The organism is Bradyrhizobium sp. Gha, from assembly GCF_900113735.1.
Taxonomy (GTDB): domain Bacteria; phylum Pseudomonadota; class Alphaproteobacteria; order Rhizobiales; family Xanthobacteraceae; genus Bradyrhizobium.
The window spans coordinates 24601-42066 of sequence record NZ_FOQM01000012.1; the positions used below are offsets into that span (position 1 = coordinate 24601).

The following is a 17466-nucleotide window of genomic DNA, read 5'->3' on the forward strand; positions in this document are numbered from 1 at the left end:
AGCAATCGAGTCCATTCGCTTCAGCGGCGGACTCGCCATTGCGGCAGGAAGCGCGCGAGCCTGCCCTCGGCGCGCAGCTGCATCGCAGGCGCGACGACCGGGCTCACGACCGGGGTCTCAACCACACCGAGCGCCTTCAGCTGCGCAAGGAACGGCGCAGATACCGCCGTCTCGGGAAAACGCTCGCGCGCCATCGTCAGCGCCCTGTCGAAGTCCTCGGCATTGACCCCGGGCTTCGCCCGCCGGCTCTGCACCAGGCCCTCGTCCCAAAGACGCGCAATGTCGATGTCAAGCACGCCACGCAAACGCTGATCGACGGCCTGGATGCCGGCACCTGTCACCGCCCATTGTCGGCCGATCCAGAAGATATCGCGGTGCAAGGCCATGGACGGTTGGTTTCGCGTTCGCGGGCAGCCGTCAGGATAGCCGGCCGCCCGATCTTCGCAACCAAACGTTTCTACATTTCAGTGGCCAACGCGAATTCTTACTCGCGCGTGACCACTTTCAAGCCACCCATGTAAGGCTGAAGCACGCTGGGGACCGCGATTGAGCCGTCCTCCTGCTGATAGGTCTCCATGACAGCGATCAGCGCGCGGCCGACCGCCGTGCCCGAGCCGTTCAGCGTGTGCACGAAGCGCGGCTTGCCGTCCGGCCCGCGCGAGCGCGCATCCATGCGCCGCGCCTGGAAGTCTCCGCACACCGAGCAGCTCGATATCTCGCGGAACATGCCGCCCTCGCCCTGCCCGGGCATCCACACCTCGATGTCGTAGGTCTTTTGCGACGAGAATCCCATATCTCCTGCGCACAGCGTCATCACGCGATAATGCAGGTCGAGCTTCTGCAACACCTGCTCGGCGCAGGACAGCATTCGCTCCAGTTCGTCCTTGCTGGTCTCGGGCGTCGTGATCGAAACCAGCTCGACCTTGGTGAACTGGTGCTGGCGGATCATGCCACGGGTATCGCGCCCGGCCGCACCTGCTTCGGCGCGAAAGCACGGCGTCAGCGCAGTGAGCCGCATCGGCAGCTGCTTCTCGTCGAGGATGGATTCACGCGCGAGGTTGGTGAGCGAGACTTCGGCGGTCGGGATCAGGCCGAGGCGCTCGGTCTTCAGCCGCTCATGATCGGGCGAAGCCAGCAACTCGCCCTTGATCGCCCAGAATTGGTCGTCCTCGAATTTCGGCAACTGCCCGGTGCCGAACATGACTTCATTGCGCACCAGCAGCGGCGGGTTGATCTCGGTGTAGCCGTGCTCGGTGGTGTGCAGGTCGAGCATGAACTGGCCGATCGCGCGCTCAAGGCGCGCCAGCCCCTTCTTGAGCACAACAAAGCGCGCGCCCGAGAGCTTTGCCGCAGCCTCGAAATCCATGCAGCCAAGCGCAATGCCGAGGTCGTCATGCAGCTTCGGCGCGAAACCGTAGTTGCGCCTGGCGCCGAACACATGATGCTGGACGTTGCCATGCTCGTCGACGCCATCGGGCACTTCAGCGAAAGGAATGTTCGGGATCGCGGACAGCTCTTTGGTCAGCTCCTCGTCGGCCGCTTTCGCGGCAGCCTCGAGCTCCGGCATGGTGGTCTTGAGCTCGGCGACCTCAGTCATCAGCTTCGCCGCGCGCGCCTCGTCCTTGGCCTTCTTGGCGTCGCCGATTTCCTTCGAGGCCGCGTTGCGGCGCGCCTGCGCCTGCTCCGAGGCCAGGATCGCCGCACGCCGACGCTCATCGATCGCGAGCAGCGACGCCGACAACGGCTTGAGGCCGCGCCGGGCGAGACCGGCGTCGAACGCTTGCGGATTGTCGCGGATCGATTTGATGTCGTGCATGGCTGTTTTCCCGTCGTGGCCGGGGTGATCCCGGCCATCCACGTACCTGCCGCCTTAGATCAAGTCGTGGATGCCCGGGTCAAGCCCGGGCATGACGAATCATTGGCTGTACTGCGATATGATAGGACGAAAGTGCCCTACTCCGCCGGATTGGCCGGCGTCGACACGTCGGTGCCGGTGGCCGCCTTCGACGCGGCCGCCTTCTTCTCCACCATGGACACCGCGATGATCGAGCCCTCATAGAGCGCCAGCAGGGGAATCGCGAGCGAGCACTGGCTGAGGATATCAGGCGGCGTCAGGACTGCGGCGATAATGAAAGCGAGAACGATGAAATAGCGGCGCTTGTCGCGCAGCATCTTCGAGGTGATGATGCCGACCCTCCCGAGCAGCGTCAGGATCACCGGCAGCTGGAAGGCGATGCCGAAGGCGAAGATCAGCGACATCATCAGCGAGAGGTATTCACCGACCTTGGGCAGGAGCTGGATCTGCGCGGTCTCGTCACCGCCCATCTGCTGCATGCCGAGCGAGAAGCGCACCAGCATCGGCAGCACGACGAAATAGACCAACGCCGCGCCGAGCACGAAGAAGAACGGGGTCGCGATCAGATACGGAAGGAAGGCCTGCTTCTCGTGCTTGTAGAGGCCGGGCGCCACGAACTTGTAGATCTGGGTTGCGACGATCGGGAACGAGATGAAGCCGGCACCGAACAGCGCGAGCTTGAGCTGGGTGATGAAATATTCCAGCAGCGCAGTGTAGATGAATTTCGAGTTCTCCGCGCCTGCGACCCACACGAACGGCCAGACCAGAACGTTGTAGATCTGCTTGGCGAAGAAGAAGCAGAAGATGAAGGCCACGCCAAAGCCAAGCAGCGCCTTGATCAGCCGCGAACGCAGCTCGATCAGATGGTCCATCAGCGGAGCTTTGCTGGCCTCGATATCGGCGTCGCTCATGACGCTTTGGCGTCCTTGATCGCTTCGGGTGCGGTGTCCTGCGCAACCGGTGTCTGCTCGACCTCGCTGATAATCGCGAGCGGCTCGTTCACCGCCGCGTGCCCCTCGGCTTCCACGAAGATCTCCGGCGTCGGAGCTTCCGGTGTCGTGGGCGTGGCCGGCGCTTCACTTGAAGTCGCCGGCGCTTCACTTGAAGTCGCCAGCGCTTCACTTGAAGCCGCAGGAGGTTCGACGGAGGTCGTCGCCGACGTCTCAGCCGGCTTGTCGAGCGCATCGACGCGGAGTGCGTCGCTGACGTCCTTCTGGAGCGAGGTCATCAGGCCACCGCTCGTGAAACCGGAAGCGGCTTCCTTGACCTCGTCAAAGCTCTTCTTGAGGTCGGCCATCTCCGCCTCGCGCATCGCTTCCTGGAACTGGCCCTGGAATTCGGCGGCCATCTTGCGGGCCTTGCCCATCCACTGACCGACCATGCGCAGCACGCCCGGCAGCTCTTTCGGGCCAATGGCGACCAGGGCCACGACCCCGATCAGAACCAGCTCACTCCAGCCGATGTCGAACATGACGTCTTCCGTTCACGCGAAGCCACGATCGGCCCAATCCCTCACGCGCAGGATCGGGGCCGTTTCCCGCGTCTCGCGTGCTCCTGGCTCAGACGGCCTTGCTGCCGACGTCGGACCGTGCCGCGGTCGGCGCGGCATTGTGCTCGATGGACTTCGAGGGCTCCTGCTTCTCGGCGGGCTTGTCGTCGTCCTGCATGCCCTTCTTGAAGGCCTTGATGCCCTGAGCCACATCGCCCATCAGATCCGAAATCTTGCCGCGGCCGAACAGCAGCAGGACCACTGCGATCACCAGGATCCAGTGCCAAATGCTAAGTGAACCCATCCTGCAACCCTCCAAACGCGTATGGCCGGGACCCGGCCGATCTTGACCGGAACGTAGGCTTCGCAAGCCTCAAAAACAAGGATTAAGGCAGCGCCAATTCGCTGTCGGCGCTACGTAATCTTGCTAGTGTTAACCTGTCGCAGGGGACCTGTCGAAGGCCGGAGGATTACTCCTCGCTCCCGCCGTCGCCGCCCTCATTGCCGCCTTCCGGCGGCGGCTCGGGCTCGACCGCAGGCGCCAAGGCAAGATCGAGCTCCTCGCCCGGTTCCAGCGGATCCTCGTCCTCCCGCAACGCTGGATCATCCGAGGGCGTCGGGACACTGAATCCGGTCGGCAGACGCGAATCCAGCAGGCCCGTGCCCTTCAGCTCCTCCAGCCCCGGCAGATCGCCGAGCTGTTCCAGGGTGAACTGCGACAGGAAATCCTCGGTGGTTCCGAAGGTCAGCGGACGGCCCGGCGTCTTGCGACGGCCACGGGGCTTGATCCAACCGGTCTCCAGCAGCACGTCCAGCGTGCCCTTCGAGGTCACCACACCGCGGATTTCTTCGATCTCGGCGCGCGTCACCGGCTGGTGATAGGCGATGATCGCCAGCACCTCGATGGCCGCGCGCGACAGGCGCCGGGTCTCGGTGCTCTCGCGCGTCATCAGCCAGGAGAGGTCGCCGGCGGTGCGGAACGTCCATTTGTTGGCGACCCGCACGAGGTTGACGCCGCGCGAGGCATAGTCGGCCTGGAGCTGCTCGAGCGCCGCCTTCACGTCGATGCCCTCGGGCATGCGCTTGGCGAGCGTCGCGGTATCCAGCGGCTCACTCGAGGCGAACAGCAGCGCTTCCAGCAGCCGCAATTCTTCGGGACGTGCCTGGGGTTCGTTCTCCATCGGCTCGGCCTCTTCTACCCGCACTTCAGCCAGGCTTGCCATGGCAGCTTCTCCTTCTTGCACTTAACCGACCGGCGCATCGGGCGCAGGAGCTGCGTCCACGACCGGTTTCGGGCGCCCCTTCCGGAAGTAGATTGGCGCAAACGCTTCTTTCTGATTCAGCTCCAGCTGACCTTCACGCACGAGCTCGAGCGCAGCGGCGAAGCTCGAGGCGAACACCGTCGCGCGCTGCGTCGGATCCGCGACGTGACGGATCAGGAAATCATCGAGAACGCCCCAGTCGTCCTGTTCGGTGATGCTGCCGACCAGCCGCTCCAGCGTGGCGCGTGCCTCGGCCAGCGACCACACCGTGCGCTTGGCCAGATGCACGCTCGCCAGCACGCGGGACTGGCGCTGAGAGGCATAGGCCGTGAGCAGGTCGTACAGCGTCGCGGTGTATTTCGGATGCCGGATCTCGGCGATCTGCTCGGGCTCGCCGCGCGGAAAAATGTCGCGCAGCAATTGCTGGCGGTTCATCAGCCGGTTGGCCGCTTCGCGAATGGCCTCCAGGCGGCGCAGACGGTTGGCGAGCGCTGTCGCCATCTGTTCGGCGCTCGGCCCCTCGGCGCTCGGCGGCTCCGGCAGCAAGAGGCGCGACTTCAGAAAGGCGAGCCAGGCCGCCATCACCAGATAGTCGGCAGCAAGCTCGAGCCGGATCTTTCGCGCAGCTTCGATGAAATGGAGGTATTGATCGGCCAGCGCCAGGATCGATATCTTGGCGAGGTCGACCTTCTGTTGGCGGGCCAGCGCGAGCAGCAGGTCGAGCGGGCCTTCATAGCCCTCGACGTCGACGACCAACGCCGGCTCACCCTCGGCGAGCTCTGCGGGCCGGCCGGTCTCAAACGATAGAATTTCTGCGGTCATGCGGATGCCGTGTTTGGGGTCAATGCGTCCAGTTCCGCATTGTCGTTGCTGTGAAGCGGCGTGCCGGCCCTGGACCTGGCGCGACTTCGCTCGCCAATGCTTCCCACTAACGCCTTCCCCGGCCCGTCGTTACTCGTCAACAAACCCTGGAACCCGATTGCGCTGCGAATCACCTGAGCAATCATTGTCGCAGAAGTCGTCGCCAGATGGACCCGCTCGGCGGCGCCATCCACGGGAATGCTGAGGCCAGCGGGATCAGTCGACCGTCGCGCGGTCAATTCCCAAAGAGGGGCTGCAACTTGGAGCGAAATCTCAAAGCTGAGCCCGAAGGGCATGGCACCCCGTGCAATTTCGGCACGGACAAACGCCCGCTCGGCGGCCGTCAGTTCCGTTCCGGATACGCCGGTAATGAAGGCCCGCGTGCTCATGAGGGCCGATTAACCCTGCCCCAAGAGGGGGTCAAGGAAACGGCCGCTAATTCCTCTGGACGAAGCAGGACGGCAGGCCAGCAGATTTCAGATTGTTGCAGGCCTGCACCGCCTCGTCGGCCGAACCGTACGGCCCGGCGAAGGCGCGGTAGACGATTCCCTTGCCCTTGTCAGTCAGGTCGACCCGCTTGATGACCGGCGAACGGCCGCCGAGCACGCTCCCATATTTACTCTGGAGCACCCGGTAGGACGCAGCCGCACTATCCTCACTCTGCTGCGAGGACACCTGCACGACGTAGCCGCCGCCGCTGGGCGCAGGCGCAATCTGCGTCGGGGCGGTCGCAGCCACGCGCTGCGGCGGCTCGGACGGCGTAGGTGCCAGCGAGAGCGGCTGGGTGACGCTGGCGTTGGCAGAGGTCGGCGGCATACGCGGCGCGGCGGCCGCTTTCGACGCCGGCGCTGGCTTGACCGGGGGCGGAGCTGCGGCTTGTGGTGCGGTGCTGTCGGTCTGGTCGCCCCTCACCGCCACGGTCTTGATCGTGCGCGGCGCATTGTTCGGCATCGTGCCGTTACTCGGAACCGGACCGGCGGTTGGCGCCGGAACATTGGATGGCGACACGCTCGCCACCGGCGGCGGGTTTGCATTCTGGTTCAGCGCCGGAAATACCACGCGGGGACCGGCAGCCTTGGCATTGACATCGACCGGGGCCTCCTCGCGCGGCACGATCTTCTCGCCACCGTCACCGGCCACCATGCGATCCGGCACCTTGGTGGAGGAGTCCGATGGCGCCGGTATGATCTTGGTCGGCGTATTGTCGGCCTTGATGATGGGGGGCTCGCCGCTACGGGGCGAGCCGATATAGGTCTTGTAAGCGAAGGCCGCACCGGTTCCGACCACAGCGAGAGCAAGGATCGCAGCAACGGTCATCATGCCGCCGCGCGACTTCCTGGGCTCGTCGAGATCGGCTTCGGCATATTCGCTCTGGAACGCGTAAGGATCGTCCGGATAGGCCGCCTCACGCTGGAAATCCTGCTCTCCTGACTCAAGCCGGCCATAAAGCGCATCATCATAACGCGCCGGATCCGGCTGCTCGTATGGGGCCTCGTAAGCCTGGGCCGGCTCCTGACCATAGGCTTGATCCTGATAAGCGTGGTCCTGATGGGCCTGCGGCTGGCGATATTGCGGCTCGGGCGCAGCCGGCTGAGCCGCATAGCGATGCAGCGGATGAACCGGATTCACTGCGACGGGATAGTCAGGCTCGGGCGCAGGCTGCGGCTGCACGTTGGCGCGCCGCATCCATGAGGGCGGCCCCGGCTGAGGGGGCGCGGCCTGCTCAGCGTAGTCGGGCTGATCATCGTCGCGCGAATAATCGTCGTGCTGATAGGCCTGCGTGGGTGCCGCCGCTGCAACCGGGCGGCCCTGGGCTGCAAACGGATCGGTCTGTCCGATCAGGCGGGCGAGCTCGGCCAACGGATCGTTATCCGCCCTCCCATGCTGGTCGGCTCCGCGACCATAGTCATCGGAAGGAAGCGGTCTGTCGTGATATCGATCGGCCATCGTGATGATGCGTCCCTTCGGGAAAGCCGCGCACCCCTCGACCAAGGCGCGGCTTTCGACCCACAAGGCTTTCAACCAAGTCTAAGCGATCCGGCTTCTGCCGGTACCCCCAAAATTCCCGTTAAGTAGTTCGCCCCAAACTACCGCATCTCGTCCGGAGCATGGACGCCGAGGATGGCGAGGCCCGATGCCAGGACAGAGACGACGCCCTGGACCATGGCCAGTCGCGCCTTTGTTAGAACTGCATCATTATTGATAATGAAGCGTAAATAGGGCAGATCGCGCCCCTTCGTCCAAAGTGCGTGAAATTCGCTCGCTAAGTCATAGAGATAAAAGGCAATACGGTGCGGCTCATGGGCCGCAGCGGCGGCCTCCAGCATCCTCGGATAAATTGCGAGGCGCTTGAGAAGATCAAGTTCGATGGGGTCCGACAGCCGTTCCAGGGCCGACTCACCGAGCCACGCGATCCGCTTTTCGGAATCCTCGGGCAGGTCCGGGAACACCTCGGCCCGCGCGTTGCGGAAGATCGAGTGGCCACGGGCGTGGCCGTACTGGACGTAGAACACTGGATTGTCGCGCGACTGTTCCATGACCTTGGCGAGGTCGAAATCAAGCACCGCGTCGTTCTTCCGGTAGAGCATCATGAAGCGGACGGCGTCCTGGCCGACTTCATCCACCACCTCACGCAGGGTGACGAAGTCCCCGCTCCGCTTCGACATTTTCACCGGCTCGCCGTTGCGCAGCAACTTCACGAGCTGGACGATCTTGACGTTGAGCGAGCCTTTGCCCGAGGTCGTCGCCTTCACCGCCGCCTGCATGCGTTTGATGTAGCCGCCGTGGTCAGCGCCCCAGACGTCGATCATCTCCGCAAAACCACGGTCGAACTTGTTCTTGTGGTAGGCGATATCGGAGGCGAAGTAGGTGTAGGAATTGTCCGACTTGATCAGCGGACGATCAACGTCGTCGCCGTAAGCGGTCGCCTTGAACAGCAATTGCTCGCGGTCTTCCCAGTCCTCGACCGGCGCGCCCTTTGGCGGCGGCAGGCGTCCTTCGTAGATGTCGCCCTTGGCCTTCAAGAAGTCGATGGTCTCGGCGACCTTGTTGTTGCCGGTCTCGATCAGCGAGCGTTCGGAGAAGAACACGTCGTGGCGGATGTTGAGGGCGGCGAGATCGTCCTTGATCTCGTCCATCATCATCGCGATCGCCTTGGCGCGGACCGTTGGCAGCCACTGCGCCTCACTCATCGTGGCGAGCTTATCGCCGTGCTCCTTGGCGAGCGCCTGCCCGACCGGCTTGAGATAGTCGCCGGGATAGAGGCCTTCCGGGATGGCGCCGATGTCCTGGCCGAGCGCCTCGCGGTACCTGAGGAAGGCGGAGCGTGCGAGCACGTCGACCTGGGCGCCGGCATCGTTGATGTAATATTCGCGGGTGACGTCGTGGCCGCCGAACTGGAGCAGGCTTGCCAGCGCATCGCCGAACACGGCACCGCGGCAATGACCGACATGCATCGGTCCGGTCGGGTTGGCCGAGACGTATTCGACGTTGACCTTTGAGCCGCCGCGGACACGGCCGTAATCGGCGCCCTCGCGCAGCACCGTCCGCAGCGCCTCGGCCCAAGCGGTGGGTTGCAGCGTCAGATTGATGAAGCCAGGACCGGCGACGTCGACCTTGGCGATCAGCGCGTCGGTGCGGAGCCGTTCGGCAATCTGCTCGGCGAGGTCCCGCGGCTTCGCCTTTGCCTCTTTCGCAAGCACCATGGCGGCGTTGGTCGCCATGTCGCCATGGGAGGCGTCGCGCGGCGGCTCGACCACCACGCGGGAGAAATCGATGCCCTCGGGCCAGTCGGCTTCCACCGCGAGTGCGCGGCAGGCGGCATGCACGCGGGCGAGCACGTCGGCGAACAAATGCGGGCTTGAGGATGTATCGGGCATGGGCCGCCGCCTAACGCAAATCCGGGGTCGAGTCAAAGAGCCGCTGATGCTCGGTCAGCGCGAAACGGTCGGTCATTCCGGCAATGAAATTGCCGATCCGCCGGGCCCGCTCGCCCTCATTGTCGGCCTCTGACCCGACCAGCCATTCCGGCGGCAGGTCGGCCGGCGATGTCAGGTATTTCGCGAACAGGTCGAACACGATCTGCTCCGCCTCGGCCATCACTCGCATCACCCTGGTGTGCCGGTACATGTGTCCATAGAGGAAGCCCTTGATGGCGGCCTCCTCCTCGGCGACCTCAGGCGGGAACGCGATCAGCGCCCTATTCTGCTGGCGCACGTCCTGGGCCGATTGCGGCCTGACGGCGGCAATGTTCTTCTGCGCCTCTGTGAACACCGCGCCGATCAGATGCGAGATCAGCTCACGTACCAGCTCGGCCCCGCGCCTGACGTCTTCGAGATCAGGGTAATGTGCCGAGGTCTCGGCAATGATCTCCGCCGTCAGCGGCATCACCTTGAGGTCGTCGAGGTGGAACAGGCCCGCACGCAGGCCATCATCGATATCGTGGGCGTCATAGGCGATGTCGTCGGCGATCGCCGCGACCTGGGCCTCAAGCGAGGCGAAGCTCCAGAGCTCGAGGTCGTATGTCTTGATATAGTCGGCGATGCCGACGGGAACGCCGTGCTCGCGATAACGGCCAATTGGCGCGCCGCTGCGATCGGTCAGTGGGCCATTGTGCTTGACGATGCCTTCGAGCGATTCCCAGGTAAGGTTCAGCCCATCGAATTCAGGATAGCGATGCTCCAGCGCGCCGACGACGCGGAGCGCCTGGGCGTTGTGGTCGAAGCCGCCGAAATCCCTCAGGCAGGCGTCCAGCGCCCGCTCGCCGGCATGACCGAACGGGGGATGACCGAGATCATGGGCGAGCGCCAGGGTTTCGGTGAGGTCCTCGTCCAGCCCAAGCTGCCGGGCCAGCGCGCGGGCGATCTGCGCCACCTCCAGCGAATGGGTCAGCCGTGTCCGGTAATGGTCCCCCTCGTGGAACACGAACACCTGGGTCTTGTACTTCAGGCGGCGGAACGCGGTGGAATGGATCACCCGGTCGCAATCCCGGCGGAACGGGCTCCGGGTCCGGCTCGGCGGCTCCGCGACCAGCCGGCCGCGGCTGCGATCGGGGTCGCAGGCATAGGGCGCGCGGGGGGCTGCCATTCCGACGGACACGACGAATTTAGTCCCTATCCATTTGATTCTGCGTATTCTTGCACTTAACTATGCCGGACGCGGGATACCAAATGAATTGGCCAAGCGAATTTGGTATGACGCGGACGACCGGAGATGAGACATGACGACTGCCGTGACCATCAGTGACCGCGCCGCACGCCGGATTGGGGAAATCCTCAAGGGCGAAGGCACAGGCGCGATGCTGCGTATCTCGGTCGAGGGCGGCGGATGTTCCGGCTTCCAATACAAGTTCGACATCGACCGCGACCGCACCGACGACGATCTCGTCATCGAGCAGGAGAACGCGGTGGTGCTGGTCGATTCCGCCTCGCAGCCGTTCCTGGCGGGCTCGCAGGTGGATTTCGTCGACGACCTGATCGGCGCCTCGTTCCGCGTCAACAATCCAAACGCCACCGCGTCCTGCGGCTGCGGCACCAGCTTCTCGATCTAGCCCCAACGCAAAACTGCAAAACAACCCCATGCACAGTAGCCGGGCCGGCCCGGTGCGATTCGGCTTTTGCGAAAATCCGTTGACCCGTCGGGCAAAACAGGGGTAGGATGCCATCATCGCGAGATCACGAAGGGCGACGAGTTCGACCAGATCGCACGCGCTGAATCCGCCCTGACGCGTCTTCATTGAATGCCTTTCAGGGTCATACTCTGCAGGCGTCCCGCTCCAGAAGGCTCTCAGTGCGCCGGCCAGATCGCGCGGATTGTCTTCCTGGACGTTATGGCCCGCGTCAGCGATGTTGCGGGGGCCTCGCTTGGGCCCGGGCTTGCAGCGTGAAGCGGGCGATCTCGGCTCGCAACAGGCTTTATTTCAAAGACAAGATAACCGGGCCCGCAACCGGATCGGTGACTCCGATACCGCCGCCGAGGTCTTCGAGCGTATCGCGAAAAGAATTGAGAGTGGAAATCATGTCTGGCCGCGCCTTGATGCACGCGTCCATGCTTTGCCACTCGGCGATAATGCAGTAGGAACGATCACCGGTCTTAATTATGTTGGCATGCAATAAACCCTGCCAAGTCGCTCCGATTGTCTTGTGTGCGTCCAAAAACTCCTGATCGCGCCCCGGCTTCACTCGAAAACGCACTGCATTGAAAGCGGTCACGGTCTTCTCCCATAGTCCCCTGACATTCCCGAAGATAAATCGCGTCTATGCGTTCGCGTGAGTTGAAGCGCACATCCGCGGCCTGCCTTGTTGCGATCACGGATCGACCAGACCGGACCTACTGAGTCTTGATCATCTTTGCCAACTCACGGCGCAATTCCGGGCTATCTTGATGGCCATGTACCGAGGTTGCGTGTTGAACCGCCGCTTCCAAAAGCTCCTTTTTGGTATCGGCTGAAATCGCGATCGTGCAGTTCATCTCACTTGGATAATCTCGGCAATCCACAAACATTCTGGCCATATCGACCTCCCTAATTGCGATCATACCGATCTTCTCGTTCATTGCCTCGCTCAAGTAGGAGGCATTATCGAGCGTATCATACATTGTGAGAGTGACATGCCGGCCCCTCGCCCTTTTCGTCTGTCCGGGAGTCAAACGCCCGGACACCGGAATTACGAAAGTCGCGCGGTGGTCGCACGACGCAGAGATGCGCCGAGCGCATCGATACGCATGTCGATTTCGGTCGCAGCCGCTAGAACTAGATTAAGGGCGCTTTCATCGGTCTCGCCTGCTTCGCCCCTGCCGCGACGTGCCAGCATTTTGCCGCGTTGGGCCACCCAGGACGCGTAGATCAGCGGCTCCTCGGCCATGCGAACAAGCAGTGCATCGGCGTGCCTGTCGACCTCGTTCCAATCCTCCAACAGCAGGGCTCTTTCGATGCCGTAGCGTCGAAACCAAAAATGGTTGTGGCCGACGGATCCCCGCTCGAGCAGCCCTTCCGCAGCGCCGAGAGCGGCCTCCTGGTCGCTTCGCTGCTCCTCCAGTAAGGCAAGGAGACCTAAAACGATCGGGCCCACAAAACCGGGGCCGGTCTCCTCCGATATGTCCCGACCTCGACGAGCGAGCGCCAAGGCCTCCCCCCTCAGCCCCTTTGCCAATGCAACCTCCGCGCAATGACACAGAATGACGGCCTCGTATCGCCGCGCCTTCAGCGTGCGCGCCAGTTCCAGCGCCTGGGGTTGCACCTTGTCGGCCTCGGAATACCGGCCCGCCGCGGTCAGGCAGAAACCGATCGAGTGTATGGCGAACATCTCTGCATGCCGATTGCCGATCCTCACGGCGACCTCCATCGCCGTGCGCATATCTTCCAGTGCGAGATCAAACGCGCAGGTATAGATCCGACAATGTCCCATCATGACGCGGTTAGGCACCCCGATCCGGGTCAGGCCATGTGCTTCGCAGAGATCAACACAGTCGACAAAGTGACGAAGCGCCGTCGCCATTCGACAATCCATGTACTGCGCGTCCGCGAGACCGCTCAAGGCACGGGCTTGCCATTCCGGCGAATCCACACCTCGCGCGGCTTGCAGAGCCAACTCGTGTTCGCTGCGGCACTCGACCAACTGTCCGCGCGCAAAATGCAGATTGCCCCTGATGTAGTGGATCTCCGCCAGCGCACGATTGTCGTCACGAGAGCTGGCCAGGGGTTCAGCCTCGGCCAACGCAGAAAGGGCGTTGTCGAGGCGCGCGGTCAATCGATTGGACGCAGCACAGCCGATCAGAGCGCGGCACCGGTCAGCCTCATCAGCGGATTCGGATAATGCCCTGAGATAGGCGTCCAGAGCCTCGGTGCCTCGACCGGCATCCTGCTGAAGATCGCCCAGCAGAATAGCGAGCTCAAATCCTTCACGCCCTCGACTGGCAAGGGAAAGGCCGCGTGCCGCAAGATTTATGGCCTGATCGTGCCGAAACAGGCTTGCCTGCATTCTTGCCGCAGCAAAATAGGCGCGCGGGGCCGCTGCATCGCCGGCGCGGTCCAGGTGCTCGGCCCGTAATACCGGATCATCGGCGAAAATCGCCGCAGCGGCAGCGTGCAATTCCCGCTTGCGCGCGTTGGTGAGCGAGCCGTAGACACCCTCACGCACCAGGGCATGGGCAAACGACAGCCCGTCGCGCGTCGGGCGCAAGAGCACGTTCCGCACCAACGTATCGCAGACAAAATGCGGCTCCTGCAGCAGCGTCCTGAGTTGAGGCAGATTGAAGCGCTGGCCGAGCACTGACGCTGCCTGGATGGCGCGCCTGTCGTGGGGGGAAAGCAGATCGGTGCGGGCTAGCACGACACTCTGAATCGACGCAGGGAGACGTCCATCGGTCAGGTCACCCGCGCCCCGAAGCAGTTGCTCGAGGAAAAGAGGATTGCCGCCCGCCCGCTCGACGCATTGGTCGGCGAATGTCGAGACGTCGATGAAACGCCGCGCGATCGACCTCGCATCCTCAGGCGATAGCGGAGCGAGATCGATCGTAACCACCGTCCCCTCGCCGGCCATGCTGCGCCAGTGACCATCGAGCTTGTCACCCTCCAGCCGCGAGGTCATCACAAGTACCGTCCGACTCAGCGCGGTGGCGCGACTTACCGCGGCCAAAAGGCTGAGTGTATCGGGATCGGCCCAGTGCACGTCTTCGACTGCGATGAGAAGTGGCCGGCGGTCTGCCGCGGACTTTACCAGCGCGGTGACCACGCGCTCCTTGCCGTGGGTTCGTGCTGCGGAATCCATCGCCTCATAGAGCTTTCGGGTCGCGTCAGAGTGCCGTATCTCGAGTAAATCCTGCAGATAGAGCGCGTCGTCCTGACGCAGTTGCGATTCCTGCTGCAGTTTTTCGATCGCGCTTTCGGCGACATCCACGGTCGTATTGGCCCCAAGTCCCAAAAGACTGGCAACCACGGTGCGCACGGCGCCATGCCCGCGCGCGGTGCCGAAGTCGAGAACAAAGCCGGCTGTGCAAGTCATGCCGGATTTTGCGGCCACTGATTGCAATTCATCCATGAGCCGCGTTTTACCGATACCGGCCTCACCTCTGATCAGCAGGGTCGTACCGGACGAACCGTTGATGCATGCATCCAGCACCGCCCGGAGTTGACCGAGCTCGGAGCGGCGGCCGACCAATGCGTGGACGTCCGGAGCCGCGCTTCTCATTGCCGTTGGTCGCCAGGCCTTGATGCGATTTTCGACACCCTTCAGCGCCAGCGGACCCACAGCTTCGTACATAACGACATGGTTCGTTGCCTGGTAGACTGCATCGGAAACCAGGGTTTCGCCGCCGGTTGCCCGGTCCAGCAGACGCGCGGCGACGTTCGCGGCTTCGCCGGTCACGGTGTAGCGGCGGTGATGTTGGCTTCCCACCGAACTCGCCATGACCTCGCCAGCCGCAATGCCGATGTGAACGGCGAGGGTCGAAGGCAGGCCGGAGGCGAGCGCCGGAACGGAAGCCTGTATCTCCAAAGCGGCGCGGACCGCCCGCTCGGCATCATTGCCCCGGGCCAGCGGCGCACCGAACAGCCCCATTGCCGCGTCACCTATGTGCTTGTCGATCGTTCCTCCGAAGCGGTCAACCGTTGCATCGACGAGCGCAAAAAAGCGCTCCAGCAAAGCATGCACCTCTTCGGGGTCCAGCACAGAGGAGAGGCGCGTATAGCCGACAAGATCGCAGAACAACACCGTAACCGGACGGCGATCTCCCTCAGGTTCGGCAAGGGCTGTCCCCTTTGCGCCGGCATTGATTTCGACAAGCCCGCGACCGCATCCCCCGCAAAAACGCGCCGCAGCCTCGTTCGCAAAGCCACAATCGCCGCAGAGCTCCGGCAAGGCGGAGCCGCATGACGCACAGAATTTGCGTCCATCCCGATTTTCGTGTTCGCAACCGGCACACCGCACGGCGTCAGGTCCCTCCCGCGAGAGTGAGCCCTCTCACCGCAAGGCCAAAGGCGGATGCTCAATCGCCCAAGACGCTGCGACTTCCGGATCAACCATAGCACTTTCAGGACGTTCTGACCGACCAGGGCGAATATCCAATGCTTCTCAGACGTCACCTGACATGAACGTGTATCTCTGCCGAGGACAGCAAGGCGGGCATTTGTGCGATTGTACGCTGCCAACTCATGAAATTACGTAATTTCTTCAAATAGATAAGAGAATGAGCAAGACCGCGGGTAACCGCGTGGCTGAGCGGCCCCAAATACGCATGGTCCGCTAGTGAATCCATCGGCTTAGCTGACAAACTGTCGGACGTAGTAGAGCAAGGGACCGAGCTTGCGCATTACGACCGGGAGCGACAACCAACAGCTAAGGGATTCCCGGGCCGACCTGGGGCTACTCCAGAATCTTTGACGAGCTGATTGATTAGGTCGTCGCCCGAACCCGAGCCGTACGATGCCTCTTCAAGTCCGCAGCGGCGCCCGGTATTCGGCCGCGAGCGTCTCATCGGCCGAAGTGCGGCTGACCAGATTGAACAGCGGCGTGAGGACGAGCGTCAGAACGAGGTTGAGGACCACGGCGTACAGCGCCGAATAACCGGGAAAGGTGAAGCCGCCGACCGCAAGAGCATAGGTCGGAGTGAGGTTTGCGGCGATGAACATCGCGCTGCCTGCGACGATTCCCGCGGCCCATCCGATGAGGAGCGCCCAATCGTTGAACCAGCGCGTGTAGACGCCGAGCATCACGGCAGGGAGCGTCTGGATGATCCAGATTCCGCCGAGGAGCTGCAGGTAGATCGCAAATTTCGATGGCACGAACACGATGAAGGCCAGCGCGCCGAACTTGACGATGAGCGACACCCACTTTGCCATCTGCGCCTCCTGCTTGTCGGTGGGCGCCCCGTTGATGAATTCGCGGTGAATGTTGCGCGTGTAGAGATTGGCGGCTGCGATCGACATGATCGCGGCCGGCACGAGCGCTCCGATGCCAATGGCCGCAAAGGCAATGCCGACGAACCATGACGGGAAGCTGTGCAGGAACAGGGCCGGCACCGCGAAATTGTTGCCGAACTGCTTGAAGCCGGTCGCATATTCGGGAAGCGAGCCGACGCCCGCGGCAATTGCGAAGAAGCCGACCAGCGCAAGCAGGCCAAGCATGAATGAATAGGCCGGCAGAAGGGCCGCGTTGCGCCTGACGGCATGTCCGCTGCTGGCGCTCAGGATGCCCGTGATCGAATGGGGGTAGAGGAAAAGCGCCAGCGCCGATCCGAGCGCCAGCGTCGCGTAGGCGCCGTACGCGCCGGTGGTGTCGGCGCCGGGCGAAGCCAGCAGCAGTTTCGAGGCCGGTACAGCAGCAAAGATCTTCTCAAAGCCGCCAAGCTGGATGGGAACGGCGACGATTGCCGCGAAAGCCGTGATGTAGATCAGGATGTCCTTGACGATGGCAATCGACGCGGGGGCCCGTAATCCGCTCGAATAGGTGAAGGCTGCGAGAATGATGAACGCGAGCAGCAACGGCAGATCGCCGGTGTAACCTTCGCCGGAAACGCCCATTGCTCCGATCACGACCTGAAGCCCGACGAGCTGAAGCGCAATATAGGGCAACGTCGCGACGATGCCGGTGACCGCCATCGCCAGCGCGAGCCAGCGGTTGCCGAAGCGCCCGCGAACGAAGTCGGCGGCCGTGATGTAGTTGTGCCGGTGGCAGACGTACCAAAGCCGCGGGAAAGCCAGGAAGAGAATGGGATAGGCAATGATGGTATATGGAACAGCAAAGAAGGCGACCGCGCCGGCCCCGAAAGCCAGCGCCGGAACGGCTATGAAGGTATAGGCGGTGTAAAGGTCGCCCCCGATCAGGAACCAGGTGACGACTGTCCCGAAGCGACGTCCGCCGAGTCCCCATTCGTGCAACTGATCGAGGTCGCCCTTGCGCCACCGCGCCGCGGCAAAGCCCAGCCACGTGATCAGGCCAAACAGCACCAGGAAGATGATCAAGGCGGTCCAGTTGACGTCCTGCACTGCAGTCCTCCCGATTGGC

General features: G+C 63.1%; 16 protein-coding genes. 1 reads left to right on the forward strand and 15 read right to left on the reverse strand.

All coding sequences use genetic code 11. The features are described from left to right. Positions 1-20: 20 nt before the first annotated feature. From BM222_RS16645 to BM222_RS16695, 11 genes are all read right to left on the reverse strand, one after another. Positions 21-386, reverse strand: a complete 366-nt coding sequence (locus tag BM222_RS16645; RefSeq protein ID WP_092229349.1) for a hypothetical protein — start codon at positions 384-386, stop codon at positions 21-23. A gap of 98 nt (positions 387-484) precedes the next feature. Then, complete coding sequence (gene serS / locus BM222_RS16650) at positions 485-1816, reverse strand: serine--tRNA ligase (protein WP_092229350.1); 1332 nt, start codon at positions 1814-1816, stop codon at positions 485-487. A gap of 137 nt (positions 1817-1953) precedes the next feature. Continuing rightward, a complete protein-coding gene (tatC, locus tag BM222_RS16655) occupies positions 1954-2766 on the reverse strand; it encodes a twin-arginine translocase subunit TatC (RefSeq protein WP_092229352.1) in 813 nt (270 codons plus the stop codon). After that, on the reverse strand, positions 2763-3326 hold the full coding sequence (tatB, locus tag BM222_RS16660) for a Sec-independent protein translocase protein TatB (protein ID WP_092229353.1): 564 nt from the start codon (positions 3324-3326) through the stop codon (positions 2763-2765). Before tatB ends, tatC begins: the two co-directional genes overlap by 4 nt. An 88-nt stretch (positions 3327-3414) precedes the next feature. After that, entirely contained in the window at positions 3415-3648 is a 234-nt protein-coding gene (locus BM222_RS16665; protein WP_027529733.1) for a twin-arginine translocase TatA/TatE family subunit, read from the reverse strand. A gap of 166 nt (positions 3649-3814) precedes the next feature. Beyond that, positions 3815-4567: an SMC-Scp complex subunit ScpB gene (gene scpB, locus BM222_RS16670; protein ID WP_177243266.1), complete on the reverse strand. Its 753-nt coding sequence runs from the start codon at positions 4565-4567 to the stop codon at positions 3815-3817. A gap of 21 nt (positions 4568-4588) precedes the next feature. After that, positions 4589-5428 carry a segregation and condensation protein A gene (locus tag BM222_RS16675; protein ID WP_092229357.1) on the reverse strand — a complete coding sequence of 280 codons (840 nt, stop codon included), beginning with the start codon at positions 5426-5428 and terminating at the stop codon, positions 4589-4591. After that, positions 5425-5856, reverse strand: coding sequence for a hypothetical protein (locus BM222_RS43340; RefSeq protein ID WP_092229359.1), 432 nt, complete (start codon positions 5854-5856; stop codon positions 5425-5427). The genes BM222_RS16675 and BM222_RS43340 overlap by 4 nt, the downstream gene beginning before the upstream one ends. Positions 5857-5902: 46 nt before the next feature. Continuing rightward, positions 5903-7414, reverse strand: coding sequence for an SPOR domain-containing protein (locus BM222_RS16685; RefSeq protein WP_092229597.1), 1512 nt, complete (start codon positions 7412-7414; stop codon positions 5903-5905). Between the two features lie 140 nt (positions 7415-7554). Then, on the reverse strand, positions 7555-9345 hold the full coding sequence (gene argS, locus BM222_RS16690; protein WP_092229360.1) for an arginine--tRNA ligase: 1791 nt from the start codon (positions 9343-9345) through the stop codon (positions 7555-7557). A 10-nt stretch (positions 9346-9355) separates the two neighbouring features. Further along, on the reverse strand, positions 9356-10564 hold the full coding sequence (locus BM222_RS16695; protein WP_092229361.1) for a deoxyguanosinetriphosphate triphosphohydrolase: 1209 nt from the start codon (positions 10562-10564) through the stop codon (positions 9356-9358). A gap of 121 nt (positions 10565-10685) precedes the next feature. On the opposite strand from BM222_RS16695, the gene erpA reads away from it, so the two are divergent. Then, positions 10686-11015, forward strand: coding sequence for an iron-sulfur cluster insertion protein ErpA (erpA, locus tag BM222_RS16700; protein ID WP_027529739.1), 330 nt, complete (start codon positions 10686-10688; stop codon positions 11013-11015). Between the two features lie 364 nt (positions 11016-11379). On the opposite strand, the gene BM222_RS16705 is transcribed toward erpA, so the two are convergent. The 4 genes from BM222_RS16705 to mctP form a co-directional block, all read right to left on the reverse strand. Next, positions 11380-11676, reverse strand: a complete 297-nt coding sequence (locus BM222_RS16705) for an antibiotic biosynthesis monooxygenase (protein WP_092229363.1) — start codon at positions 11674-11676, stop codon at positions 11380-11382. A 118-nt stretch (positions 11677-11794) separates the two neighbouring features. Continuing rightward, on the reverse strand, positions 11795-11977 hold the full coding sequence (locus BM222_RS16710; RefSeq protein ID WP_092229598.1) for a DUF1059 domain-containing protein: 183 nt from the start codon (positions 11975-11977) through the stop codon (positions 11795-11797). Between the two features lie 152 nt (positions 11978-12129). Next, positions 12130-15390 (reverse strand): adenylate/guanylate cyclase domain-containing protein, encoded by a 3261-nt coding sequence (locus tag BM222_RS16715; RefSeq protein WP_092229364.1) that lies wholly within the window; start codon positions 15388-15390, stop codon positions 12130-12132. A gap of 503 nt (positions 15391-15893) precedes the next feature. Beyond that, positions 15894-17447 carry a monocarboxylate uptake permease MctP gene (gene mctP, locus BM222_RS16720; RefSeq protein ID WP_092229366.1) on the reverse strand — a complete coding sequence of 518 codons (1554 nt, stop codon included), beginning with the start codon at positions 17445-17447 and terminating at the stop codon, positions 15894-15896. Between the last annotated feature and the right edge of the window lie 19 nt (positions 17448-17466).